Source organism: Ralstonia mannitolilytica (genome assembly GCF_905397375.1).
GTDB lineage: Bacteria > Pseudomonadota > Gammaproteobacteria > Burkholderiales > Burkholderiaceae > Ralstonia > Ralstonia mannitolilytica.
In genome coordinates this window covers 985,519-1,011,399 of record NZ_CAJPVG010000001.1, presented here as the reverse complement: position 1 = coordinate 1,011,399, position 25,881 = coordinate 985,519, and the positions used below count along the sequence as shown (strand labels likewise).

Below are 25,881 nucleotides of genomic sequence, written 5' to 3'. Positions count from 1 at the left end.
TCGTCCGCGTGCGGGCCGGCTCCCGTGCGGTGAGCTGCTTTTCGGTAAACTCACGCCTTCACCCGCGTATTCCTTCAGGCACTGCGCCTGCGCCCATGGCGCCGCATGCCGCCAGGCTGTCCCACGATGTCCAACAAGACCCACGAAATCCGCCCCAACCAGTCCATCGAGCTGCTCAAGGAACTGCACATCCTCACGCGCGACGGCAAGATGAACCAGGACAGCCGGCGCAAGCTCAAGCAGGTCTACCACCTGTTCCAGTTCATCGAACCGCTGATGGCCGATGTGCAACAGGCCAAGGGCCACGTCTCGCTGGTCGATCACGGCGCCGGCAAGTCGTACCTCGGCTTCATCCTGTACGACCTGTTCTGCAAGGAACACCCCGGTGACGGCACCTCGCACATCTACGGCATCGAAACGCGCGAAGAGCTGGTCGCCAAATCGACCGAGCTGGCCGCGCGGCTCGGGTTCAAGGGAATGTCGTTCCTGAACCTGTCGGTGGCGGAGTCGATCACATCGGACCAGCTGCCCGCCACGGTGGACATCGTCACCGCGCTGCATGCCTGCAACACCGCCACGGACGATGCGATCCGCTTCGCACTCGAAAAGAAGGCCAAATACATCGTGCTCGTGCCCTGCTGCCAGGCCGAGGTGGCGGGCGTGCTGCGCAAGAACAAGAGCAAGTCGCTTGGCAACGCGCTTACCGAAATCTGGCGCCACCCGCTGCACACGCGCGAATTCGGCAGCCAGGTCACGAACGTGCTGCGCTGCCTGCAGCTCGAAGCGCACGGCTATCAGGTGAGCGTGACCGAGCTCGTCGGCTGGGAGCACTCGATGAAGAACGAACTGATCATCGCGCAGTACAAGAACCTGCCGCGCCGCCGCGCCACCGAGCGCCTGAACGAGGTGATCAGCACGCTGGGGCTGGAAGAGCTGCACGAGCGGTTCTTTACGCCTGCCTGACACAGGCCGCGTCCGTGCTGCCGCGCCCGCAAGGCGCCTGCTAACGGGCGCGATAGTGCTCGCTCATGTAGTCGACGAAGGCCCGGACCTTGGGCGCTACATGGCGGGTATGCGGATAGAGCGCGTAGTAGATGCGGCGGCCGAGCGTGCAGCCCGGCAGCACGTGCACGAGGTGCCCACGCGCCATCGCCGGCCGCACGGTATTCCATGTGAAGGCGGCAATGCCGACGCCCGAGAGCGCGGCGGCATAGGCGGCGGTAATCGCATCCGTCGTCAGCCGCCCTCCCACGGAAACGGACACGGTGGTGCCCTGCGCGGTTTCAATCGACCATTCGGCGGCCGTCCGCGAGCCCGAGAACGCGATCAGCTCGTGCTGGCCGAGGGCTTGCGGCGTCGTGGGCAGCCCGCGCCTGGCGAGATATGCCGGCGATGCCACCAGCACGATGCTGGATTCGGCCAGCGGCTTCGCCATCAGGCTGCTGTCGCCCAGGGGCCGGCTGATCCGCAGAGCCACGTCAACGCCTTCCGCAACGAGGTCGACCATCTCGTCGCTGCAGGACAGATCGAGGCGGATATCGGGGTAACGCTGCTGGAAGGCCGGCAGCCAATCGTCGAGCTCGAGCGTGCCGATGGCCAGCGGTACGCTCACGCGCAGGGTGCCGGCAACGCGCTGATGCTCGTTTGCCATGGCCTGCGAGGCAGCGTCCACGCGCGCGAGGATGTCGACGCAGGCTTCGTGATAGCGCTGTCCGGCCGCGGTGAGCGAGAAGCGGCGCGTCGTGCGATTGAGCAGCTGTACGCCCAGTTCGGCTTCGAGCCGCTTGAGCTGGCGGGACACTGAGGAATGCGTGCTGTCCAGGCGCTCCGCCGCAGCGGAAAACCCTTGCGCCTCCACGATGGCGCAGAACACACGCATGGCAAGCAACTGGTCCATGGTCGAATGGGCTCGGCAGGCACCGTGTGCCTGGCCGCCCGTGTAGCCGAGGCGTCGGATGCTATCACGCGCGCCCGCGCCCTACGCCGCCTGAAGCGCCATCACCTCGCGCGTGCGCATGACCGTGCCGAATGTGTCGGCAATCTCCGCCAGCGCAGCACGATGCAGCTCATCGTGCGACACGCTGATCCGTTCGTCGACCACGATATCGCGCGTGGCGCAGGCATCGTCCACGACGATCACCTCGAACCCGGCCGGCACGGCATCGCGCGCGGCGCCGGCCACGCAGGCGTGCGTCATGAGGCCGCATATGACCAGATGCGTCATGCCGTCGCGCTTCAGTTCATCGGCCAGGCCGGTGCCGGCAAACACGCTGACCGCGCTCTTCTGCACGAGGCGGTGGCCGGGCCGCTGGCGGACGTCCGCATGCATGGCGGCATGCCGCGAGAAGATGGGCGCCTGAGCCGGCGCCACGTGCTGGACGTGCACGACCTGCCAGCCCTGCCGGTCGGCAACGTCGATCAACGCGTTCGCATGGGCCAGCGCCTGCACGCCGTCGGGAACGGGCAGCGCGCCGGTGAAGTACTCATCCTGGAAATCGATCACGAGCAGCGCCGTGCGCCGGGCGGGAAGCGATGCCGGCGCGCTTGCACCGAGGATGCTGCGCAGGGTTGGCTTGGACATATCGGCTCCTGAAGAAACGGTCAGGAGCACAGTCTGTCAGGGCGTGCGCCACACAGCCAGCGCTGCCCGGCGACAGGCTCTGTGCATTGCGTGCACAGATCGATGCATCGGCGTCTATGCCAGGCGCTCGCTTACCTGTTGCAAGCGCTTGTCTTCGTACATCGCCGCGTCGGCGTCGCGCAAGGCCTCTTCGAGGCGGCCGCCCTCGTGGCAGGTGGCCGCCCCCATCGAGAAGGCCAGCGCCGGGCCGGAGTAGAACTGGTTGTTGAGCTCAACCAGCGTGCGCAGGCTTTCCATCAGCGTCTCGCCGGCTTTCTCGTCGGCCCCGGGCATCAGCACCGCAAACTCGTCGCCGCCGATGCGGGCTGCATGCGCGGGCTTGTCGATGGCCTTGCCGAGCACCTCACCCGCGCGGCGCAGCAACGCGTCGCCCGCCGCATGGCCGAGCTGGTCGTTGACCGTCTTCAAGCCGTTGAGGTCGATCATGATTACCGTCACGGGGAACGGCCCCTTGCGCTCTAGCCGGTTGATCTCCTCCACATAGAACGACCGGTTCTTCAGCTTGGTGAGCACGTCGTGCTTGCCCAGGTATTCGAGATACGACTCGGCCTTCTTGCGCGCGGTGATGTCGGTCAGCGCCAGCAGCACCATGTCCCAGTCCTGCTCGCGGCCGGGGAACACCGAGAACTGCAGGTGGATATTGACCGGATTGCCGTCGAGCCCGTAGTTGACCACTTCGCGCTGCTGGAAGAGCTTGCCGTCCCACAGGTCGATCAGCTGCTCGCGGAAATGCGGGCGCATGTCGTCGCGAAACACCTCGGGCAGCCGGCCCAGCAGATCGTTGCGGCTGCGCGCCTTGAACATCTCGAGCGTGAAGCCGTTCACATCGAGCACCTGGATTTCCTGCATGCAGCGCTCGACGAATTCAGGATGCACATCGGTAAAGGTGCGGAAGTCGGTGATGCCCTGCATGCGGACCTCATCCAGCAGCGACTTGATGGCGCTGAAGTTCTCCACCCACAGCGACACCGGCGCGTGCTCGAACACGCCGCGCGCATACATCTGGCTGGCCGCGGCGCGGCGGCGCGCGTCTTCCAGCTCCGTGATGTCGTCCACCGCCACCAGCACGCGGTCCCACGGCTGCGCGTGATCGGGCAACAGCACGCCCTTGAGCAGGATGTCGAGCCGGCGGCCGCCCAGCGTGTAGTTGACGCTGCGGCTCTCGAACGCGCGCTCGCCGGCCCACAGCTGCACCAGCTCGCCGACGTGGGCTTCGAGCATGTCGTCGCGCAGCACGTCGGCCAGGCGCGCGGTCAGGGTGGCGGCATCGGGTGCGCCGTACATCGCCAGCGTGCGCCGGTTCACGCGCAGCACCTTGATGCATGCGGAGCAGGCCGCCACCCGCGCAGCATCCTCTTCAAGAAACCGCCGCAGATCCGTCACGCCCGCGGCGCGCCACTGGGCAAAGAGCTGGTGCAGGTCGCTGTAGTCCTCCAACCACAGCGAGGTCGGCGTGACGTCAAAAAAGTCGATCAGGTCGACCCCCACAGCCGCCGGGCTGCTGACACTTCCGGGCGCGGATTGCATGCGTTGCTTAACAGAAAACAGGACAACCCCGAAGCGTACCGGCTTTGCGCCATACCGCGCATGACGCCCCCCTCATCCGGAAGGATTACCCCCGTGGGCGGCGCCCTTTCCATTGCTGCGGCGCAGCTAGGGCTCGGCATGCAGGAAAGTTCCCCACTGGTTCTTTGTCATCGGCCGCCGCATTCAATGTCTCTTTAACCGGTGTTGTAAAAATCACCATGCCGATTTTTAAATCGCTTTCACAAAACAGCATGCCGGTACTTTTCTTTCAACGCGATTTGAAAAACCTACCCGACCCCCGCCATCACCGCAGCTGTCTTCACGCTGCGTGGTGCCAAAACTGCAATCCTGGCGCGGGTTTTGTGCGGGTGTGAATTAAAAAACTTCGTCTCGATTCGCACAACGTTTCATCCAGAATCCGTGCATCCCGTGCGCGGCCAGTGATGTGTACCGCGCAAGAAACGGGAAATTCCTTGTCCCGATTCGGCGACTCACCACCGGACCTGCTTTCGGACCCCGGGCCGCCGATTCGTTTCCATCTCAGGAGAAATGCAATGCGGGATTCGACCACCCGTCGTCGTACGCCGACGACACGCTCGTTCAAGCTGGCACTTGCCGCGCAAGCCGTGGCGGCGCTGATTCTGGCCGCGTGCGGCGGCGGCGCAGACGATGCGCTCACGCCGGCCGGCGGCAAGCTGGACGCCAACGGATCGCAGCAGCAGGGCAACACCAACAACGGCAATGGCAACGCCCAGGCACCGGCGGTCGACGCATCGGTGCCACCGGTCGAGCTTCCCGACTACATCAAGCCCGTCAACTACAAGCTGTGGTTCCGCCCCAGTGCAGACCTGAACAGCTTCTCGGGCCGCGCCGACGTGGAGATCAAGGTCACGAAACAGACGGGCGCCGTCACGCTGGCCGTGCGCGACCTCAAGTTCGACGCCTCGCGGCTGACGCTCACGCCCACCTCCGGCAATGGCCCGTCGCGCGTGCTGGTGCCGATCCCGCAATCGCAGGGCGCGTTCTACGACCTGCGCGACCCCACCGGCGACATCAAGCCCGGCAACTACGTGCTGCACATGGAATGGACGGGCACGATCAACTTCACGAAGGCGGAAGGCATCTTCAAGCTCGGGCTGCAGGCCGCCACGGGCGAGAGCTCCGACGCCATCGTCACGCAGGGCGAATCGAACTTCGCGCGCGAGTGGTTCCCGAGCTGGGACGAGCCCGCCTTCCGCAACACCTTTGAGGTGACGGCCGAGATCCCGGGCGACTGGAAGGCCGTGGCCAACGGCAAGCAGACCGGCGCAACCAAGCTCCCGGACGGCTACCAGCAGGTCACCTTTGCGAAGACGCCGCCGATGCCCGCCTACCTGCTCTTCTTCGGCGGCGGCAAGTTCGACATCCTGGAAGACCAGTTCACGAGCCCGCTCGACGGCAGCAACATGCGCCTGCGCTGGTGGGTGCCGCCCGGCGAGGCGCACTCCGCGGTGGCCGGCATGCAGTTCACCAAGGAAGCGCTGAACCACTACTACAACTACTTCCAGATCCCGCTGCCGTTCGACAAGATGGACACCATCGCGGCCAACGACAGCTACAACAACAAGAACGCCGGCTTTGGCGGCATGGAGAACTGGGGGGCCATCTTCGAGTTTGCCGACCAGGTGCTCGTACCGCCCGAGGGCGCGCCCACCTCGGTCCACACGATGGGCAAGGCGCGCTCGTTCGTGGTGGTGTCGCACGAGCTGGCGCACCAATGGTTTGGCGACCTCGTCACGCTCGACTGGTGGGACGACATCTGGCTCAACGAATCCTTCGCCAACTGGTTCGAAAACGTCACCAAGATCACGCTGCACCCGGAGTTCCAGGGCAACACATGGGCGGACTACGCGGCGGTCAAGCAACGCGTCTACACGCTTGACCTGCAGCCGACGGCCGTGCCGGTCCAGCACAACCTCAGCGACGCAGGTTCGATGGACTTCCTGGACCGCTTTGCCTACAACAAGGGCGGCCATGTCCTGCAGATGATCGAGAACTACGTCGGCAAGGACGCCATGCGCCGCGGGCTGCAGAGCTACCTGAACAAGTACAAGTTCGGCAACGGCACGCCGCCGCGCCTGTGGGCAGAACTGGAGGCCGCCAGCGGCAAGCCGGTGGGCAAGGTCGGCGACAGCTTCGTGCGGCAGACCGGCGTACCGCTCGTCACCATTGACGCGCAGTGCAACCCGGCCACCGACAAGAACGTGCTGACCATCACGCAGAAGGCGTTCCCGAACAAGAACGTGTACTCCGGCTACCAGTGGAACATTCCGCTCACGCTGGCGTACGGCGACGGCTTCGCGCAGACGCAGACCGTGGTGCTGGATCAGCAGACCGCGCAGGTGACGCTGCCGACGTGCTCGGCCGTGCTGGCCAACCCGACGGGCCTCGACTACTACGTGACCAACTACAGCCCGACGCTGTGGAGCGCGCTGCTGGCGCAGGCCGGTTCCATCAGCAACAAGGCAACGACGACCAACATCGCGGGCGACGCCACGCAGTTGTACAACGCGCAGATCATCGACAAGGCGCTGTACGACCAGATTGTGGGCATCCAGAACATGCAGCCTGCCGTGGCCACGCTGGCGGCGCAGTCCGTCACGCCGACGGGGTCGCTGCGTCCGCAGGCGGTGCAGCTGAACCAGATGCAGTCGATGGATCGCCCGATCCACAAGTTCCGCTACGAAGGCGTCATGAAGCACCTGACCGACATCAAGCGGTAAGCACCAAGGCAAACGGGCCGCTTCACCCGAAGCGGCCCGTTGCAACATGGGCTTCGATGGACTGGCGGACGTTGTCCGCCTTTTTCCGTTTCAGCGCGGCGTCAGCCCGTGCGGTGCAGGAACGTTGCCTGCAGCACGTCCGTCATCCACACCGCGCTGTCACCGGTCTGGCCGTGCTCGAGCACCTTCACGGCGCTGTCGAACAGCAGGCCCGCCACCGTGTCGGACGCCACGATCTCGATCCGCACGCGCGGTACGAACTCGGTCAGGTCCTCCTTGATGGAATGCGCGCCCGCCTGGGACGCGACCGGCGGGTACGCATCCACCTCGCCCACCGTCATGCCCGGAAACCCAGGACAGGCGCGCAGTGCCTCATGCACGCGCTCGAGCAACTGCGGGCGCACTACGATGTGGATTTGCTTCATGCCTTGGCCTCCTCATCAAACCATTTGTACAGCGTGGGCAGCATCACCAGCGTGAGCAGCGTGCAGGTCAGCAGGCCGCCGATCACCACGATGGCCAGCGGCCGCTGCACTTCCGAACCCGGTCCCGTCGCGAACAGGAACGGGATCAAACCCAGCATGGCGACGGTCGCCGTCATCATCACGGGGCGGAAGCGCATGCGCGCGCCGAGACGGACGGACTCCGCCACCGACATCCCCTGCTCGCGCAGGCTGCGGATCGTGCTGACCAGCACCACGCCGTTGAGCACCGCGATGCCCCACAGCGCGACAAAGCCCACGGACGCCGGCACCGACAGATACTCGCCGGTGACGAACAACCCGATGATCCCGCCCACCGACGCGAACGGCAGCACGAGGATGATCAGCGTGGCGTAGCGCACGGAGTTGAAGAGCAGGAACAGCAGGAAGAAGATGGCTGCCACCGTGATCGGCACGATCACCTGCAGGTGGCCCATGGCGCGCTCCATGTTCTGGAACTGGCCGCCCCACTCGAGGTAATAGCCCTCGGGCAGCTTCACCTTCTGCGCCACGGCCGATTGCAGCTCGGCCACGAAGCCGCCGAGGTCACGATCACGCACGTTCACGCCCACCACCACACGGCGCTTGCCAAGCTCGCGGCTGATCTGCGCGGGGCCGTCAGTCACCTCGATGCGCGCGATGCTCTCCATCGGCACCTGGGCGCCGTTCGGTGCCGCCACGATCAGGTTGCGGATGGCCTCCACGCTGCCGCGATATGCGTCCGGCAGGCGCACCACCGCGCTGAAGCGGCGTTCGCCCTCGAAGATTTCCGTGGCTTCCTTGCCGCCGATGGCGGTCTCGATCACGTTGTGCACGTCGGCGGCGTTCAGGCCGTGGCGTGCGATGGCCTGGCGGTCGATCGCGATCTGCAGATACTGCTGACCGGTGATGCGTTCCACGCGCATGTCCTGCGCACCGTGGATACCCTGCGCCACCTTGGCAATCGCCTCGGCCTTCTCGCGCAGCGTGTTGAGGTCGTCACCGAACACCTTGATGGCGACGTCCGAACGCACGCCCGTGACCATCTCGTCCACGCGATCGGAAATCGGCTGCGCCATGACGATCTGCACGCCGGGCAGCACCTGCAGCGCCTTGCGCATCGCCTCGGCAATGTCGTCCTGGTTCCAGCCCTTCGGCCATTCATCGCGCGGCTTGAGCGAGACGATCGGGGTCGATTCGTTCTGGCCCTGCGGGTCGGCCGGAGACTCGCCACGGCCCACGCCAGACACCGCCGATTTCACACCCGGCACCTGCATCACCAGGCGCATGGCTTCCATTTCCATGCGGATCGACTCTTCCAGCGAGATGTTCGGCGCGCGGTTGATGCCGGGCACCACCGAGCCTTCCTTCATCTCCGGAATGAACGCCGTGCCCAGGAACGGCATCAGCGCGCCGGTGGCAAAGAACACCGCCACGGCCACGACCACCGTCTTCCGGCCATTGTTCAGGCTCAGCTCGAGCAGGCGCAGGTACGGCTTCTTCAGCTTGCGGATGAGCCACGTATCGTGGGCGTCATGCTCGGCGTGCTTGTCGTGTGCATGGTCGCCGTGTTCGCCCTCTACGTGCGGGTGCGCCTTCGGCTTGAGCAGATACGATGACAGCACCGGCGTGAGCGTGAGCGACAGCACCAGCGAGATGAACAGCGCAATCGCAATCGTGAAGGCCAGCGGCGCGAACATCTTGCCCTCCATGCCTTGCAGCGTCATCAGCGGCAGGAACACCAGGATGATGATGCCCACACCGAAGATCACAGGCGTCGCCACCTCAGTCACCGCGTGCAGGATGATGCGTGCACGGCTCTCGTTCGGATCGCGCGGCTTGGCCAGGTGGGCGAACGCGTTTTCCACCACCACCACCGAGCCGTCGACCATCAGGCCGATCGCAATCGCCAGCCCGCCCAGCGACATCAAATTGGCCGAGATGCCGAGCTTGTTCATCGCCATGAAGGTCAGCAGCGGCGTAAGCACCAAGGTCCCCACCACGATGAGCGATGAGCGGATATCGCCCAGGAACAGCAGCAGCACGATCACCACCAGCACCACACCTTCGGCCAGCACCTTGATGACGGTATTGAGGGCCGAATCGACGAGGTCCGAGCGCTCGTAGTACGGCACGATCTTCAGGCCGTCTGGCAGCATGCCGTTGTCGTTGATCGCCTTCACGCGCTCCTGGATGCGCGCGACGACCTCCTTGGCGTTGCCGCCGCGCATCATCATCACCACGCCGCCCACGGATTCGGTCACGCCGTTCTTGACCACCGCGCCGGCGCGCACCGCCGTGCCGATCTTCACCTCGGCCACATCGCGGATGGTGAGCGGCGTGCCGTTGACCTCCTTAAGCACGATGGCGCCGATGTCGTTGGTATCGCGCACGAGGCCGACGCCGCGGATCAGGTACTGCTCGGCAAAGTGCGGCAGCACGCCGCCGCCCGAGTTGGCATTGTTGGCGGCCAGCGCCTCGAACACCTGCTTGACCGTCACGTTGTGATGGCGCAGGCGCTCAGGGTTGACCAGCACCTGGTACTGCTTCTCGTAGCCGCCCTGCGAGTTGATTTCAGCCACGCCCGGGATGGAGCGCAGCAGCGGGCGCACCACCCAGTCCTGCGCGATGCGACGCTGCGTGAGCTCCTCCACGGAGAGCTCCTTGTCGCCATCGTCCGGCTTGTCGAGCGTGTACTGATACACCTCGCCCAGGCCCGTGGATACGGGGCCGAGCACCGGCGTCACACCCGCCGGCATGCGCGACTGCACCTCGATCAAGCGCTCCATCACAAGCTGGCGCGCGAAGTACACGTCGGTCTCGTCGGTAAAGACCAGGGTGATGAGCGACAAGCCGGGCTTGTTCAGCGAGCGCATCTCGGTCAGCGCAGGCAGGCCGGTCATCGCCATTTCCACCGGAACGGTCACGAAGCGCTCGACCTCCTCCGGCGAGCGGCCAGGCGCCTCGGTGGCGATCTGCACCTGCACGTTGGTCACGTCGGGAAAAGCGTCGAGCGAGAGCTTGCGCGCGGCATCGAGCCCGAAGAACAGCAGCACGGCGGCCACCACGGCAACCACCAGCCGCTGCTTGAGCGCGCCGCGAATCAATGCGTCGATCATGCGCCCTCCATCTCGGCGCGCTTGCGCTCGTTGTTCAGGTGGAAGCCGCCTTCCACGACGATCGGCTGGCCGGCCTGCAGACCCGAGATCACGGGCCGCACGCCATTCGATTCATCGCCCAGCTTGACCGGCGTCAGGCGGTAGTCCGTTTCGCTGGCGCGCACGAAGACGTAGTCGCGGTTGTCCTCGCGCACCACGGCGGAGGTCGGCACCACGAGCCTGTCTTCGGGGCGCGACTGGATCAGCAGCGTCGCCAGCATCGACGGCTTGAGCGTGCGTTCGGCGTTGTCCACCTCCGTGCGCACCGTCACCGTGCGTGTCTGCGGGTCGACGATGTCGGACACCCAGATCAGCTTGCCGACAATGCGCTCGCCGGCGCCGGTGTCGATCTCCACCGCCTGGCCTGCGCGCACGGCGGCGGCGGCACTTTCGGGCACCTCGCCCACCACCCAGACGCGCGAGAGGTCCGCCACGGTGAAGAGCTCGTCGGCCGGCTGCACGACCTGTCCGCGCGTGACCTTGCGCTCGACCACCGTACCGCTGATGCTCGCCACCACCGGCGAGATGGACGACATGCCGCCCGCGCGCATCCTGGCGAGCGTGGCCGGCGATACGCCCATCACGCGCAGTTGGTCCACCGCCGCGCGCACTTCGGCATCGGCCATGGCCAGCTCGCTCTGGCGCTTCTGCAGCTCGGCCGAGCCGATCACGTCGGCGGCCAGCAGCAGCTTGGCGCGCTCCAGTGCGCGCGCCTGCAGGTCGCGCTGTGCGGCAGCCTTCTGGTACGCGAGCTGCGCGGCGCCGAGTTCGGTGCTGTGCAGTTGCGCGAGGATGTCGCCCGCCTTGACGTTCTGGCCAGGCGTGGCAATGAGCTCGGTCACGCGGCCAGTGACGGTCGCGCCGATGCGCGCCACGCGCTGCTCGTCGAACGCGATCTGGCCCGGCACGCGCAGGCGCTCCGAAATCGGCTGCTTGCCAGCCGGCGCCACCTTCAGGCGCTGCACGAGCGTGGGCGGCGCAACGACGAGGTTCGGGTCGGTGGCGGCCTGTGCGGCCTTCGCATCGCTGGCGGTGTCCTTGCCGCAGGCGCTCAGCGCCAGCACGGCGGCCACGGCCATACCGGCCATGCGCAGCGAGAAGGAACGGGAAGAACGTGGTTGCATGGTCGGTCGTGTCATGTGGATTCGGAATGCGTTGCGGCGGCTCATTGGGCCTCCGGGCGCAGGCGGTCGAGTTCGACCGCGGCAGTACGCAGGTCGGCGCGGGCGGCGATCAGGTCGTTGCGGGCCTGGCGGAACACGCGCTGCGCATCCAGGTAGTCGAGAATCCCGCGCTCGCCGTGGCGGTACGCGGCTTCGGCCACGCGCAGGGCAGATTCGGCCTGCTTGACCACGCCAGACTCGAGCGCGCTCACCTGCGACTCGGCGATCTCGTATTGGCGATAGGCCGATTCCACGGCCTGACGCGTCTTGAGTTCGCGGTCGCGCAGCCGCGCACGCGCGCGCTCGAGCACGGCGACCGCTTCGCCGACAGGCCCCTCGCGACGGTCGAACAGCGGAATCGACATCACGAGGCCCACGCGGCTGTCCTGCAGGTCGGGCGCGCGGTCAACGGACCCGCGCAGCGCGAGCGACGGCCAGCGCTGGCTGCGCTCGTGGGCGAGCTGCGCTTCGGCCTCGCGCACGGCGGCGCGGTCGGCCTCGAGATCGGGATGCGTGGCAAGAACCATGCTGACCAGGTCGGCCAGCGGCGGGAGGTGCGCCACCGGCGGTGTCTCGGCATCGGCCGCCACATCGAAGGTCTGCGGCAGGTCGGCGCCCACGGCGCGGCGCAGCTCCGCCAGCGCCTGCTGCACGCGCAGGGCGGCCGCCTGCTCGGTGCGCTGCGCGTTGAGCAGTTCGGCGTCGCCGCGGATGAGCTCATAGCGCGGTGCCTCGCCTGTCTCGACGCGCACGGCCACGCGGCGGCGGATCTGCTCGACCAGCGCCACGTCCTCACGCGCGTTGCGCTGCTCGGCCTCGCGGCGCACGACGTCGTAGAAGCGCAGCTTGAGCTCGGCCTCCACGTCGCGGGCATACGACTGGGCGGTGGCCTGGGAGCCCTCGTAGGCCGCGTCGGCGGCGCGCGTGCGGGCGGCGCGCTGCCACGGCAGATCGAGCTTCTGCGTGATCGACACGCTGGTCGTGCGGCCTTCTGCCGCACCAGGCATGCGCGCGCGCTGGCGGCCCGTCATGGCTTCGATCTCGGGATTGGGCCATGCGCGCGCGGTCGTCATGCCGGCCTGTGCGGCCTGCACCTGCGCCCGCGAGGCCGCGAGCGCCGGGTGGTGGGTGTGCGCAAGCTCGAGCAGTTGCGCCAGCGTGTAGCGCGGCTGCGGAAGCGCTTCGTCACGCGGGGTGCTGAAATCGGCCATCGCGGCCTTGGCGGGCGCCGGTACGGCCGCAGCCGAGGGAGCGGAAAACGCCGGGGCCGACAAGGCGGCCAGCACGGCGGCAAGAAGCAAATGTTGCGATGCCCGCGCGCCCGCGCGCGATTGCGCGGGGCGAGGTCGGGCCGCGTCCTGATTGGACAACATCCGAAATCATCCTGAAAAAGAGGAACAGGCGAGCGCGAACGCCCAGCCGGTCAGACGAACGGCTGGCGCTGCACTACGAACTCAAGAGGGATGGCTCCGGCCAATGCCGGAGATCAGGCGTGCGCGGGCGGGCGCAGCATGGGCGCCGGCGCGGGGCCGGGCTGGAAAGGCGGGAGTGCGGCACGGACGCGCGCGACACGCAGGCCGGGCGTCAGCGCCATGGGCGGCGGCGGCAGCCAGAGTTCCGGCGCATCGCTCGGATGGTCGGGCGTGGCCGCATTCGTGTCAGGTAGGGCGGGCGCGTCATGCGCCTGCGCAACCCAGTGTTCGGTACTGAAGCACTGGCTGGGCTGCTTGACCACCTTGCCAAGCGCCGCCTGGATTGCGCGCTCGAAACCCTTGCTGGGCTGCGCGACGGCCGGTGTATCGGCAAGGGCATCGTCCACCACGGCCTCGATGGCCTCCAGCGCCTCGTCAGCGGCTTGGCCGTCGGGGAAGTGCGTGGCCGAGAAGACCGAGACGGTGAACAGCAGGCACCAGACAGTGAGCAGCCACCGCACGCCGCGCGTGCGCGAGAGCGTGCCACGCGCATTGGCGCGGCACAGCGTCGGCAAGGCGGATCGGAGTGCGGTCACAGACATGGGGCCCGATACTAGCAGGAAAATTGCTGCATCTGCACATGGCGGCGACCGGCCGCCATGTGCAGATGTCATTCGGAATCGACCTGCATTTTGCGGATCCGTTCCATCTCGGCCCAATGCGCCTTCACCCAGTCGTCCAGCCCCACCAGGGTGCGGTTCAGCGATTCGCCCAGGGGGCTGAGGCGGTATTCCACGTGCGGCGCAACCGCGTCGTAGACGGTGCGCAGCACGAGGCCGTTGGCTTCCAGCGCGCGCAGCGTCTGCGTCAGCATCTTCTGCGAGATGCCCCCGCCCACGCGGCGCAGCAGCGCGTTGTTGCGTACGGGACCGTTTTCGAGTGCGGGGAGGATGCGCAGCGCCCACTTGCCCGCGATCAATTCGAGCGCCTGTACCGATGGACAGGGCTCGACGGCTGCCGGTGCGGCTTCGGCAATGCCCACGTTCTGCGTCATGGTTACCTCCGGGTGCGTACTTGTTGGCAAGCGACCGTACGCCTAATCTGGCGCCACTGCAACGCGCCGGGCCGCGGCTGGCGCCGGCATCGACGGAGGTTCAATGTGATGCAAACCGCTTGGCTCTGGCTGTTGGCCGCGGGCGCCGTGGAGATCGCCATGGCCATTTCGCTCAAGTTCGCGCACGGGTGGACGCGCCCCATCCCGAGCGTGCTCGGCATCGTGACGGCGCTGGGTAGCGTCTTCCTGCTCACGCATGCCATGCGCGGCCTGCCCGCCGGCACGGCCTATGCCGTCTGGACGGGCATCGGCTCGGTGGGTGTGACCGTGCTTGGCATCGTCTTCTTTGGCGAAAGCATGCAGCCCGCGCGGCTGGCCTGCATTGCGCTGGTGATCGCAGGCACGGTCGGCCTGAATTTCTTCAACGGCGCATAGCGCTGCGCTGGGCAGCTTGACGCGAGTTTTATGTGTATCTACACTGATTACACTTTGCGTTGAATCCATGTCCACCAGCAGCCGCTTCGCCGTCGCCGTGCATATCCTGACCCTGCTCGCCAGCGCGGACGGGCCGGTGCCGTCGTCGCTGATCGCGGGCAGCGTGGGGACCAACCCGGCGCTGATCCGGCGGCTGGTGGCGCAACTGGCCGATGCCGGTCTGGTTGTCTCGCAGATGGGCGCAGCGGGCGGCGCCACGCTGGCGCGGCCGGCCGACCGCATCACGCTGCTGGACGTCTTTCACGTGGTGGAGTCTCCGGTGCTCATTGCGCTGCCGCCCAACGCGCCCAATCCTGCGTGCGCCGTGGGCCGCGAGATCACCGGCGTGCTGGAACGCATGACCGAACGCGCGCAGGCCGCGCTGGAAGCCGAACTTGCCGCGCAGACCATCGCCGGCATCCTCGACGAGGTAAGCCACGCGCAACGCCGCCGCCGGGCCTGACCGCCGGCGTGTTTTTTTTGTCCTGATATGCAACCAATTTGATTACATATCACCTCTCAACCGCTTGAGCCATTCCATAAGGAGTTGACTATGAAGATTGCAATCATCGGCGCCACCGGGCGCGTAGGCACCCGCCTGATCGACGAGGCCCTGCGCCGCGGCCACCAGGTCACCGCCATTGCGCGCACGGCATCGAAGCTGCCGGCCCGCCCAGGCCTGACCGCCAAGGACGTCGACGTGGCAGACGCGGCCGGGCTTGCTGCGGCACTGGCCGGCAACGACGTGGCGTTCAGCACCGTGCGCTTTCTGCAGGCAAGCGCGGACCAGATCGTTGGTGGCGTCAAGAAGGCCGGCGTACCGCGCCTGCTGGTGGTGGGCGGCGCGGGCAGCCTCGAGGTGGCACCCGGCAAGGCGCTCATCGATACGCCTGAGTTCCCGAAGGCGTACTTTGCCGAAGCCTCGGCCGGGCGGGACTTCCTCAACGCGCTGCGCAACGAAACCGAGCTGAACTGGACGTTCGTGTCGCCGTCGGCCCTGTTTGAGCCGGGCGAGCGCACCGGGCACTTCCGCATCGGCAAGGACACGCTGCTCGTCGACGCGAACGGCAAGAGTTGGGTGTCGATGGAGGACTTCGCGATCGCGTTCCTCGACGAAGCCGAGAAGCCCGCGCACGCGCGTCAGCGGTTCACTGTCGGCTACTGATCAGCGGCACGTGGACGGCACGGCCAGCGCCCTCTCGAACGGATCGCGCCGCAGGCTTGGGTCCTGCGCCTGCAGGCAGTAGGCGCTGCCGCCGACGTCCACACGGGCTTGCCAGCGGCCAGCGGCACCGCGCGATTCCTGCACGGGCCCGCTCGCGTACGGCGCGGATGCCGCATGCGGCCCGAACGCGTGACCAGCCCCTTGGGCGGCGCTGCGTGCGACATTGTTTTCCGCCGAAGACCGTGCGGGCCGGGCGGGCGCCGCAGCCATGCCGAGATCGAGCTGGCGCGCCTGAATGGTGGCTGCAGTCATGCGCTCTTCAGTCGCGGCTGGGCCGGCCGCTTCGGGTTGTGGAAGCGATGCGCGCCGTGATGCGGCAGTCGATGGGGCCGGCGGACTTTGCGGGCGCGGCGCGGGACCGGATACGGGAGCCGTTGCGCGCGGCGCCTGATCGTGAAGCAGGCGCCCGAGCAGCAGGGGCCGTTCTTCCCGCACGGCTGGCATCGGGCGCGCACGCCACTCGGCCAGCAGAACCAGATGGCCCAGCAGCACAAGCGCCAGAACCATCCACCGGGAGGCTCGCCAATCAGTGGCGCGGCGTATCGGCCATGCCAGGGGGAACATCGTCGGGCTCGATCGGTTCGGGCACGGCGTCCAGCGCCGGCAGGCGGATGACCACCGCGCAGCCCTTGCCGCCAATGCCGTCTTCAATGGCAACCGAACCGTTCCCGAGCTCGACGATGCGGCGCACGATGGCCAGCCCAAGGCCGCTGCCCTGCGACTGGCTACCGCGCGGACGATAGAAGCGCTCGAACACGCGCTCACGCTCGTCGGGGGGAATGCCGGGGCCGGAATCTTCGATGCGCAGTTCGATCATCGGTACGGCGTTGCCGCCCTTGCCCGCGCCGAGACGTGTCACGGCGACGCGCACTTCGCCGCCGTTGGGCGTTTCACGCACGGCGTTGTCGAGCACGTTCTCGACGAGCGTGGCGGCATCTTCGTGCGACACCGAGACCCACGCCTGGTTGGCCCCCTCGTACGACAGCGTGATGTTGCGCCGCTCCGCCCGCGAAGCCTGCTGGATCACGCCGCTGCGCGCGCAACCGGCCAGATCGGACAACGCGCCCTGCGCCAGTTGCGCCTCGACACGGCGCGCATCGAGCCGGGCGATGGCCAGCAGCTTGGACAGCGACTGCGTTGCGCGCGAGATGCCGCGGTCGAACTCGCGCAATGCGGTGGAGCGATCCTCTTCGCTGTCGGAGTGCGACACCACGTACGCCTGCGCCTGAATGGCGGCCAGCGGCGTGCGCAATTCGTGCGCGGCATCGGCGAAGAAGCGGCGGTCGGCTTCAATGCCGCGGCGCACGTGCGCGAACAGCGCGTTGAGTGCGTCGACCAGCGGTTTCAGCTCCGCATGCTCGACGCTCTGCACGGGTTCGAGGTCGGCCGAGTCGCGCGCTTCCACCTGCCGCGTCAGCGTGCGCAGCGGCTTGAGGCCCTGGTGGGCGGCCCAGCCCACCATCACCATCAGCGCAACGGCAAGGATGGCCAGCGCAATCGCCACCTCCTGGAACAGGTCGCGAATGGCGCGCTCGTAGGCCGAAAGCGGCTGCGCCACGGTGGCGGAGATCCGGCCGTCTACGCTGTCGACCGTATAGCTGCGCCACGGCTTGCCTTCGAGGTTGATCTCGACAACCGCATCGTGCGCCCTGCCGCACGGCATGGTCGGTGCGCCCGGGAATGCGGTGATGACATTGCCGCTGCGATCGCACAGCACGTAGCGGAACTCGCCGGGCAGGATGTTGGGCAGCGACAGGCCCAGCTTGATATCGGTGAGCCGTCGCAGGAATTCTTCGCGGCGCGGCACATCGTCCATGTTGAGCGCAGTGAGGTCGGCATACGCCTGCGCCGACATGCGCAGATCGCTCACCACCTGGCGGCTGTTGGTGCGCGAGATTTCGAGGTGGGCGATGATAAGCTGCACCAGCAGCATCAGCACCAGTGCTAGCAGGATCAGGACATACAGCCGGAACGACAGCGAGCGGACCCGCAGGATGGCCGGGACCGCAAACTTCACCGGTCGCCCCCGATCATGTAGCCGACACCGCGGATGGTCTGGATGGTTTCATTGCCGAGCTTGCGGCGCAGGTGGTGGATGACGACTTCGAGCGCGTTGGCGCTCACGCTGTCGCCCTCGCGGTAGAGCGCGTCCATCAGCGTTTCGCGCGGCACCCAGCGATGGGCCCGGCGCACCAGTTCGAGCAGAAGCTGGTACTCGCGCGGCGTCAGTTCGATGACCTGGCCGTCCTGCGTCACGCGCTTCTGGGAGGGCTCCACCACGAGGTTGCCGACGCTCCACTGGTTCGTGCTCTGCCCCGCATGGCGGCGCAGCACCGCGCGCAGGCGGGCGATGAGCTCATCCACGGGAAACGGCTTGACGAGAAAGTCGTCGGCGCCGGCGTCCAGGCCCTTGAGGCGCTCGTCCAGCGCATCGCGCCCGCTGGCGATGATGACCGGCACATCGCAATGCGCGGCACGCAGTTCCTCCAGGAAGACATGCCCCTCGCCGTCGGGCAGGCCCAGGTCGAGCACGATGGCCTCGAACGTGTTGGTGGTCATCCATTTCTGCGCGTCGACCAGCCGGCGCACCCAGGTCGCGTTGTAGCCGGCCTGGCGCAGCGCGCGGGCCAGCGCCGTACCCAGTGGCAAATCGTCTTCGATGAGGAGGATGGCGTTCATGCGCGGAAATCCGGAATTCGGCGGTCAAGACGTAAACGAATAGCCGGCACCTGGGTGCAGGTGCCGGCAAACGCTGAAATCTACCGCAACGGACTGAGCTTTGCCTTAAATGTGCCCGGGCAATATGCACGTCGGCGCACAATTGCGCGCCTCGTTTGCGATGAACGGCGGGATCTCACGCCCGCTGGCGACGGCTGCGCATGCCGTCCAGCACCGCGTGCCATGCGGTGCGCAGCAAGGCCGTCAATACCAGCCAGGCGACCGAGCCTTGCAGGATCAGCATCCCGCGCAGGACGTGCCCCTTCGGCACGAGCACGTCGCTCAACAGCAGTCCCGCGCCGAGCGTCAGCGCCATGGCGAACATCCAGACGTACGTCCCGCCCAGGCCCTTGCGCTCCGCGAGCTTTGACCAGAATGGGTCGACGGCCGCGAGGCCGGCCAGGAACCATGCCCACCCCAGCGTTGCAGCCACCGCGGGCAGATCCTGCGCCAGCAACAGCTGCAGCGGCACGGCGGCAATGCCAACCGCCAGCAGGACGAGTCGCGCCCGGGTGGTCTGCCAGTCCTGCCCAAAACCACGCAGCAGCACCTCGCGCAGCCCCAGGAACAACGTATCGGACAACGCCAGCACCAGCAGGCCGTTGCCGAAGAATGGCTCGAAGGCGCTCACCAGGCTGAAGCCGTAGAACATGCCCGCCGGCACCAGCAGCGCCAGCACGCGGGCGCGTTCCTGGACAAGCAGCACCAGCACGTGCACGAAGGCGACACCCACAATGGCCGCAGTCACGACACCGGTGTACCAGTCGGACGGATGCAGCACGCACAGCGCCAGCGTCGGCGGCGCAATGCGAATGCCGTACCAGACTGCCGGATGCAGCGCCCGCAGCTGGCCGCGCGCGCGTCGCCGCTCCAGCGCGGGCGCGATCCACACGGGATAGGCCACGCGCAGCGTCACGGGCAGCACCAGAATGCAAACGGTCACCAGCCACACGAAGAATGTGCCAAGTTGCTGGTACCAATCCGGCGCATCCCAGCGGTGGCCGCCCGCCCAGAACATCAGCGCACCGAATGCACTGAGCGCCGCCAGCCCCGAAAACGACGGCCATGGGCGGCGCGCCGCCTCGTCCCAGGCCTGCATCGAGGCGTGGTCGAGCCGATATTCGAGCGCCTGCGGCCACTTCGTCCTCAGTTGCTCGAGGAACTTGCGCACGTCCGACAGGAAGTACGGCATGAACAGGCGCAGCGTCGGAATCCTGGCGGGCCCGGGCTGCAACATGCGCCGCACGGTGGCGGAGTGCTTGGCGCGGTGCTGCACGCCCTGGTATTGCACGTCGCCGGCCGCACGGTCAATGGCGATTTGCCACAGCCGGCGCTCATGCGGGTCCAGCGGCATGGGGGCGCCGGTCCATTCGAACACGTTGTCGCACGCCATGCGGACGGTGCCGAGCGTTGCCCGATCGGCGCAGGCACGCAGCGCGGCGTGCTGGAACGCTTCGCGGGCCTCGAAATGGATCAGGTCCGGATGCTGGAGGCGAGCGCGCAGCAACGTTTCGATCGCTTCCACGCGCGCATCGGACACGTCGTCCGGGTCCTGTTGCGGCACCTCGGCCAGGAACGCCTGCCAGTGCTGCACGCCGACAACGCCCGGCGCCGGGCCAAGCTCGCGCTGCGGTGCCGGCCGAAACGTCAGCGGCGCGGGGCGTCCTGACGCATCGTCGGGCAGTTGGGCCGCGGCTTCAGGATCAGCGTGCCGGGTCTCCAGGTGCACGACAACCGGCGGCGGCGCGCCATCGTCGCATTGCGCGAGGGCCGTGTCATAGGCCTCGCGCAGCGCCTGGAAGCCGGCAGCATCGTCGTCGGGGCGCACCACCTTCAGGCGGGCCGCGTAGGCGCGCTTGATCTGGCGGGCATCGTGTGTGGGTTCAATGCCCAGCACCGCCCACGGTCCAAACAGTTCGGTCGACATGGGCGCCTTCAGTCGAACATTGCGCCGGACTCGACCTGGTCGAGCAGGCGCTTGATGCTGGTCCGCACCTCGCGAATGCGATCCGGATCCTGCGTATCGAGCGCACCCTGGAACACGCCGATGGCATGCCCGACCGCACCACGCTGGGCGCCGAGCAGCTGTTCGAACACGCGTTCCGCGCGGGACATCACGGCACGGTTCTCGGTCTGGTCGCGCGGGTGGATCTTGATGGCCGCCAGTGCTGCCAGGCGTGCCTGCACTTCGTCGGGTGTCATCACACCGGGGTTTTCTTCGATGACCAGCACGTGCTTTTCGCCCGTGTCGGCCACCGTACCCTCGCATTCGAGAATGCCGTTGACGTCGTACGTGAAGCGCACGTCGATGTGCACCGTTCCCGCCGGCTTGGGCGGCACCGGGATGCGCAGCTCGCCCAGGAAGATGTTGTCGACCACGCGCGCAGACTCGCCCTGGAAGATGCGCAGGTGGATCTCGGCCTGGTTGTCCGACACGGTGTGCAGACGCTCGACGCGGCTGACGGGCACCACGGTGTTGCGCTCGATGATCGGCAGGAAATGGCCCTCGGTCATGCGCTGCATCGACACGCGCTGCACGACGTCCACGCCCATCGAATACGGCGCCACATCGGTCATCACGACTTCATCGAGGGCCGCATCGCGCATCTTCAGGCCGGCCTGTACGGCTGCGCCAAGCGCCACCACCTCGTCAGGATTCAGGTCGACCACCGGAAAGCGGCCGAACATGCGGCTCACGAGCCGGCGCACCATCGGCATGCGCGTGGCGCCGCCGGCCAGCACGATGCGATCGAGCTCGGCCGGGCGGATGCGCGCGTCACGCAGGGCGCGCTCGATGGGCGAGCGCAAACGTTCGAGCAGCGGCTCGGCCAGCGAGACAAAGGCATCGGCGCTGACTTCCCAGTTGTAGGTTTCGCCCTCGTATTCGATGCGCAGCGTGGTGGAGACGGCGTCCGTCAGCGTGCGCTTGGTGCGCTCGGCGGCTGCACGCAGGCGCTCGGCCAGTGCCGGGGGCAAGCTGCCGATATCGGTGCCCACGCGCTCGCCCAGCGCGGTCTTCTGCAGGAAGGACTGCATGAGCAGCGTGGCGAAATCCTCGCCGCCGAGGAAGTTGTCGCCGGCCGAGGCACGCACCTCCATCACGCCTTCGAACAATTCCAGGATCGACACGTCGAAGGTACCGCCGCCCAGGTCGAATACAAGGAATTTGCTCTCGTCCTGACTCTGCAGGCCGTAGGCCAGGGCCGCCGCCGTCGGCTCGTTGAGCAGGCGCTCGACCTTCAGCCCCGCCAGCTCTCCTGCCACGCGCGTGGCCTTGCGCTGCGCGTCGCTGAAGTACGCCGGCACGGTAATGACCGCTTCCGTCACGGGCTCGCCGAGCAGGGCCTCGGCATCTGCCTTGAGTGCGCGCAGCACGAACGACGACAACTCTTCGGGCCGGAAGGTTTGCCGGCCCAGCGTGATCTTGCGGTCGGTGCCCATGTACCGCTTGAAGAGCGCCGCCGTCAGCTGCGGATGGGTCTGCAGGCGTTCGCGCGCGGCTTCGCCCACGACAAGAGAGCCGTCGTCCAGAAAGCCCACGCACGACGGCGTCAGCGCGTGCCCGAGCGCGTTGGGGACAATGCTGGCGCCGCCGTCGCGCCATACGGCGACGAGGCTGTTGGTGGTTCCAAGGTCGATGCCGACAATCACGATGGTCAGGAAGAAGGAAGGATGGACATGGGCCGCTGGCATGCAGGAATGCCTGGGCAGCGGCAAGCCGAAGCTGCCGCGCAGCTTACCCAAAGCCGGCCTCGAGCGGCATGCCACGAAGTGGGGGGCGTCGTGCACGCACCACGCGCCGCCGACGGCGCCTGGCTATCATGGGTCCGTTCCGATTGCCTCTTCCTCTGCCGCGCGCATGCTCCGCCTGCCAACCACCGCCACCGCGCCGTTCTGCCCATCCGAAGTCCGCGGCACCGTTGCCATCCCGCCCGGCCTGCCGTTGTGGAGGAAGCTGCTGCGCTTTGCGGGGCCGGGGCTGCTGGTCTGCGTCGGCTACATGGACCCGGGCAACTGGGCCACCGATATCGAAGCGGGGTCCCGCTACGGTTATGCGCTGCTGTTCGTGGTCGTGCTTTCCAGCCTGGCGGCGATGGTGCTGCAGTGCCTGTCGGCGCGGCTGGGCATCGTCACCGGGATGGACCTGGCCCGTGCCTCGCGCAACCGCTACCGCCCCGGTGCGCTGCGGGTGCAATGGCTGCTGGCCGAACTGTCGATCATCGCGTGCGACCTCGCCGAGGTGCTCGGTTGTGCGCTGGCCTTCCACCTGCTGCTGGGCGTGCCGATCCTGGTGGGCGTTGCACTGACCGCGCTCGATACGCTGATCGTACTGGGCCTGAAGGGCAAGAACTTCCGCCAGCTCGAAGCCATCGTGCTCGGGCTGATCCTGACCATCGGGCTGTGCTACTTCGTCGAACTGGTCCTCATCAAGCCGTACTGGCCGTCCGTCGCGGCGGGCCTGATGCCGTCGTGGCAGGCCGTGAGCCAACGCGAGCCGCTGTACCTCGCCATCGGGATCCTCGGCGCGACGGTGATGCCGCACAACCTGTATCTGCATTCGTCGGTCGTGCAGACGCGCATGACGGCCGCCACGGACGCGGCCAAGCGCGAAGCGATCGGGCTCTCGCGGCTGGACACCATCGTCTCGTTGAGCCTCGCGCTGCTGGTGAATGGCGCCATCCTCGTGCTGGCCGCTGCGGCCTTCCATGCCAACGGCTACCGCGACGTGGCCGATATCCAGGACGCCTACCGCCTGCTGGAGCCCATGGTGGGAACGGCGCTGGCGGGCCTGTTGTTCGGCTTCGCGCTGCTGGCGGCCGGGCAAAGCTCCACCTTCACCGGGACGATCGCCGGACAGATCCTGATGGAAGGCTTCCTCGATCTGCGCATCCCGTGCTGGCAGCGACGCCTCATCACCCGTGCGCTGGCGTTGATTCCCGCATTCATCGGCGTGGCCATGCTGGGCGAGCACGCCATCGCCAAGCTGCTCGTCATCAGCCAGGTGGTGCTGGGCCTGCAGCTGCCGTTCGCCATGTTTCCGTTGATCCGGATGACGGACGACCGCACGCTGATGGGCGCATTCGTCAACACGCGCGTCACTTCCCTGCTGGCGTGGGCGCTGTTCGGGATCATCAGCGTGGCGAACGTGTGGCTGGTCTGGCAGGTGCTGGCCGGCTGAAACGGCGCACCAGGGGCCAAACCCGGGCCGCTGCCCCGTGCCGCTGGCACGTTCTGTGCGGCGCAGCATCCGTGTTATTGCACGGAGATGCCTATGGAGTGGCTCAACGCCCACACTTTTCTGCGCGTGCCGATCCGCGACTGGCTGGCGGCGGCACTGACGGCCATCGCCGCCTATGCGGTGCTGTCCAACTTCATCCGGTTCATCGGCAACCGGCTCGAGGCCCGGGCCCGGCGCACCGGCCACCGGTTCGACATTCTCAGCGCGGCGGTAATGCACGACACGCATCCGCTGTTCATCGCGCTGGCGGCCTTGCTGGCGGGTTCGTATTTCATCGACCTGCCGACGCGCATTGCCAACAAGGCGGACCACGTCTGGTTCGTCATCATCGGGTTCCAGATTGCGCTATGGCTGAACCGCGGCGTCACGCTCTGGACGCGCGAGAAGCTCTCCGCGCAGGGGCGCACGACCCATAACCCCGTGATCACGTCGATGATGGCGTGGGTGCTGCGCTTCGCGCTGTGGTCGATGCTCGTGCTGGGCATCCTCGCCAATGTGGGCGTGAACATCACGGCCTTTGTCGCCAGCCTGGGCGTGGGCGGCGTGGCGGTGGCGCTGGCGGTGCAGAGCATCCTGAGCGACCTGTTCGCGTCGCTTGCCATCGGGCTCGACAAGCCGTTCGAGATCGGCGACTTCATCGTGTTCGAATCGATCGCCGGGACGGTGCAGCACGTGGGGCTCAAGACCACGCGCATCCGCAGCCTGTCCGGCGAGGAGATCGTGACCTCGAACACGGCGCTGCTCAAGAGCACGATTCACAATTACAAACGCATGTCGGAACGGCGTGTGGTCTTTACGTTCGGCGTGACATACGACGCACGGGCCTCGCAGCTGCAGAAGATTCCGGAGATCGTGCGCCGTGCCGTTGAAACCGCGGGCAACACGCGCTTCGACCGCGCGCACTTCAAGGAATTTGGCGAGAACGCACTGAACTTCGAGGTGGTGTACTTCGTGACCGACCCCGATTTCAACCTGTACATGGATATCCAGCAGCGCATCAACCTGACGATCCTCGAGGGGCTCGAAAACCTCGGCACGGCCTTCGCCCTGCCCACCCGCACGATCCAGCTCGTGCGCCGCGACGGTGAACCGGTCAGCCCGGAAGACCTCGTGACCGGCAGGCCCGGCGCACCGCAGACGCAGCGCGTCAACGCGCGCGCTAGCGGGTGAGCGCGGCGGACTGCGCCCGGAATGCCGCGTCGAGGTCGCGCCACAGCGGCCGCGAGCGCGGCACCATGTCCTGCCGGAAATACCACCAGAAATAGCCGCCCACGTAGCGAGGGTGGTCGACCGCCAACCCGTAGTAATGCGCGATGAGCGCCGGCTTGCCCGCGGCGCGGCGGGTGCCCACCTCGCCAAAGCCGAGCGCGGCATGCGGAAACAGCTCGCCCAGGCGCTGGAACACCGCGCTCCACGGCGGCGTGGCGATCCTGCAATCGTCTTCATAGAAGCTGATGAAGACATAGTCCACGCCCTCGCGAAGCCGCGCTGGCAGGTTGCGCTCGACCCAGCCGAACATCGCGTGTGACGGTTGCTCCGCGCAGCCTTCGTTGTAGTACAGCGTCAGCGCGGTCCGGCCGCCGCCTTGGCGGATGACGTCGTAAGCCGCCAGCGTCTTGTCGACCACGTCCCGCGGGTGCCCGGCCCACTCGCCGTTGACCTCGTTGCCGATTTCCCAGATGTCGACCTGGCTGCCCAGCGTACGCAGGTATGCGCTGGCGCGCTCGCGCAATTCGGGTGGCGTGTATTGCTTGAGCGTGGACGAATCCGCAAGCTCTCCCATCACGTAGGCCACACGCCGGATGGCAGCGACCGGAGCGGCATAGTGCGAGGCGCGCATGCCCTCGTCAAAGACGACGCGGGCGGTGGGCCGATGCGGCAGATGCGCAAGCGCATCGACCACCGCCGGCACGTCGTCCACCGCATCGATCGTCACGCCATACAGCGGCGCGGGGCCGACGGGCATTGCGTCCGCCGGCCCCGCGGCCTGTGCAGATGCGGCCGATACCAGCATCGCCATTGCCAGTATCGCCCGCACCGCCGGCAT

General features: G+C 67.1%; 22 protein-coding genes. 7 read left to right on the top strand and 15 right to left on the bottom strand.

Translation table 11 applies throughout. The features are described 5' to 3' along the window. The first annotated feature begins 126 nt into the window (after positions 1–126). The gene (locus tag KHN96_RS04505; protein WP_045218527.1) at positions 127–963 is read left to right on the top strand and encodes a class I SAM-dependent methyltransferase; all 837 of its coding nucleotides are present in this window, start codon (positions 127–129) and stop codon (positions 961–963) included. Positions 964–1,003: 40 nt separating this feature from the next. Here KHN96_RS04505 and KHN96_RS04500 read toward each other — a convergent pair whose 3' ends face one another. From KHN96_RS04500 to KHN96_RS04490, 3 genes are all read right to left on the bottom strand, one after another. Further along, a complete protein-coding gene (locus KHN96_RS04500; protein ID WP_062738143.1) occupies positions 1,004–1,897 on the bottom strand; it encodes a LysR family transcriptional regulator in 894 nt (297 codons plus the stop codon). 81 nt (positions 1,898–1,978) lie between these two features. Further along, the gene (locus tag KHN96_RS04495; protein ID WP_062738142.1) at positions 1,979–2,581 is read right to left on the bottom strand and encodes a cysteine hydrolase family protein; all 603 of its coding nucleotides are present in this window, start codon (positions 2,579–2,581) and stop codon (positions 1,979–1,981) included. A 114-nt stretch (positions 2,582–2,695) separates the two neighbouring features. Then, complete coding sequence (locus tag KHN96_RS04490) at positions 2,696–4,168, bottom strand: sensor domain-containing diguanylate cyclase (protein ID WP_062738141.1); 1,473 nt, start codon at positions 4,166–4,168, stop codon at positions 2,696–2,698. Between the two features lie 554 nt (positions 4,169–4,722). Between KHN96_RS04490 and KHN96_RS04485 the strand changes: the two genes are divergently transcribed. Continuing rightward, positions 4,723–6,930 carry a M1 family metallopeptidase gene (locus KHN96_RS04485; RefSeq protein WP_062738140.1) on the top strand — a complete coding sequence of 736 codons (2,208 nt, stop codon included), beginning with the start codon at positions 4,723–4,725 and terminating at the stop codon, positions 6,928–6,930. Positions 6,931–7,031: 101 nt separating this feature from the next. On the opposite strand, the gene KHN96_RS04480 is transcribed toward KHN96_RS04485, so the two are convergent. The 6 genes from KHN96_RS04480 to KHN96_RS04455 all read right to left on the bottom strand — a co-directional run bounded on the left by KHN96_RS04480 (position 7,032) and on the right by KHN96_RS04455 (position 14,178). Further along, complete coding sequence (locus KHN96_RS04480) at positions 7,032–7,355, bottom strand: P-II family nitrogen regulator (RefSeq protein ID WP_045218538.1); 324 nt, start codon at positions 7,353–7,355, stop codon at positions 7,032–7,034. Continuing rightward, positions 7,352–10,510: an efflux RND transporter permease subunit gene (locus KHN96_RS04475; protein ID WP_045218540.1), complete on the bottom strand. Its 3,159-nt coding sequence runs from the start codon at positions 10,508–10,510 to the stop codon at positions 7,352–7,354. Before KHN96_RS04475 ends, KHN96_RS04480 begins: the two co-directional genes overlap by 4 nt. Further along, positions 10,507–11,673, bottom strand: a complete 1,167-nt coding sequence (locus KHN96_RS04470; RefSeq protein ID WP_199766410.1) for an efflux RND transporter periplasmic adaptor subunit — start codon at positions 11,671–11,673, stop codon at positions 10,507–10,509. The genes KHN96_RS04475 and KHN96_RS04470 overlap by 4 nt, the downstream gene beginning before the upstream one ends. A gap of 41 nt (positions 11,674–11,714) precedes the next feature. Continuing rightward, complete coding sequence (locus KHN96_RS04465; RefSeq protein WP_062738138.1) at positions 11,715–13,085, bottom strand: TolC family protein; 1,371 nt, start codon at positions 13,083–13,085, stop codon at positions 11,715–11,717. Positions 13,086–13,198: 113 nt separating this feature from the next. Beyond that, on the bottom strand, positions 13,199–13,726 hold the full coding sequence (locus KHN96_RS04460) for a membrane protein (protein ID WP_045218545.1): 528 nt from the start codon (positions 13,724–13,726) through the stop codon (positions 13,199–13,201). Between the two features lie 68 nt (positions 13,727–13,794). Continuing rightward, a complete protein-coding gene (locus KHN96_RS04455) occupies positions 13,795–14,178 on the bottom strand; it encodes a winged helix-turn-helix transcriptional regulator (RefSeq protein WP_062738136.1) in 384 nt (127 codons plus the stop codon). 108 nt (positions 14,179–14,286) lie between these two features. Between KHN96_RS04455 and KHN96_RS04450 the strand changes: the two genes are divergently transcribed. The 3 genes from KHN96_RS04450 (at position 14,287) to KHN96_RS04440 (ending at position 15,817) form a co-directional block, all read left to right on the top strand. Continuing rightward, positions 14,287–14,613 (top strand): DMT family transporter, encoded by a 327-nt coding sequence (locus KHN96_RS04450; RefSeq protein ID WP_045218549.1) that lies wholly within the window; start codon positions 14,287–14,289, stop codon positions 14,611–14,613. A gap of 67 nt (positions 14,614–14,680) precedes the next feature. Continuing rightward, entirely contained in the window at positions 14,681–15,115 is a 435-nt protein-coding gene (locus KHN96_RS04445; protein WP_045218551.1) for an Rrf2 family transcriptional regulator, read from the top strand. A gap of 90 nt (positions 15,116–15,205) precedes the next feature. Beyond that, positions 15,206–15,817 carry an NAD(P)-dependent oxidoreductase gene (locus KHN96_RS04440; RefSeq protein ID WP_045218552.1) on the top strand — a complete coding sequence of 204 codons (612 nt, stop codon included), beginning with the start codon at positions 15,206–15,208 and terminating at the stop codon, positions 15,815–15,817. On the opposite strand, the gene KHN96_RS04435 is transcribed toward KHN96_RS04440, so the two are convergent. The 5 genes from KHN96_RS04435 to KHN96_RS04415 form a co-directional block, all read right to left on the bottom strand. Further along, entirely contained in the window at positions 15,818–16,129 is a 312-nt protein-coding gene (locus KHN96_RS04435; RefSeq protein ID WP_145997144.1) for a hypothetical protein, read from the bottom strand. A gap of 274 nt (positions 16,130–16,403) precedes the next feature. Beyond that, positions 16,404–17,894, bottom strand: a complete 1,491-nt coding sequence (locus KHN96_RS04430) for an ATP-binding protein (protein ID WP_115044568.1) — start codon at positions 17,892–17,894, stop codon at positions 16,404–16,406. Further along, positions 17,891–18,556 carry a winged helix-turn-helix domain-containing protein gene (locus KHN96_RS04425; protein WP_115044570.1) on the bottom strand — a complete coding sequence of 222 codons (666 nt, stop codon included), beginning with the start codon at positions 18,554–18,556 and terminating at the stop codon, positions 17,891–17,893. Before KHN96_RS04425 ends, KHN96_RS04430 begins: the two co-directional genes overlap by 4 nt. A gap of 175 nt (positions 18,557–18,731) precedes the next feature. Continuing rightward, positions 18,732–20,522, bottom strand: a complete 1,791-nt coding sequence (locus KHN96_RS04420; protein WP_115044572.1) for a J domain-containing protein — start codon at positions 20,520–20,522, stop codon at positions 18,732–18,734. An 8-nt stretch (positions 20,523–20,530) separates the two neighbouring features. Further along, positions 20,531–22,288, bottom strand: coding sequence for a molecular chaperone HscC (locus tag KHN96_RS04415; RefSeq protein ID WP_082062865.1), 1,758 nt, complete (start codon positions 22,286–22,288; stop codon positions 20,531–20,533). Between the two features lie 166 nt (positions 22,289–22,454). On the opposite strand from KHN96_RS04415, the gene KHN96_RS04410 reads away from it, so the two are divergent. Beyond that, positions 22,455–23,774 carry an Nramp family divalent metal transporter gene (locus KHN96_RS04410; protein ID WP_062738259.1) on the top strand — a complete coding sequence of 440 codons (1,320 nt, stop codon included), beginning with the start codon at positions 22,455–22,457 and terminating at the stop codon, positions 23,772–23,774. Positions 23,775–23,867: 93 nt separating this feature from the next. Beyond that, a complete protein-coding gene (locus KHN96_RS04405; protein WP_062738133.1) occupies positions 23,868–25,004 on the top strand; it encodes a mechanosensitive ion channel family protein in 1,137 nt (378 codons plus the stop codon). Here the strand turns inward: KHN96_RS04405 and KHN96_RS04400 are convergent. Then, entirely contained in the window at positions 24,994–25,881 is an 888-nt protein-coding gene (locus KHN96_RS04400; protein WP_062738132.1) for a hypothetical protein, read from the bottom strand. The two genes, KHN96_RS04405 and KHN96_RS04400, sit on opposite strands and share 11 nt — an antisense overlap.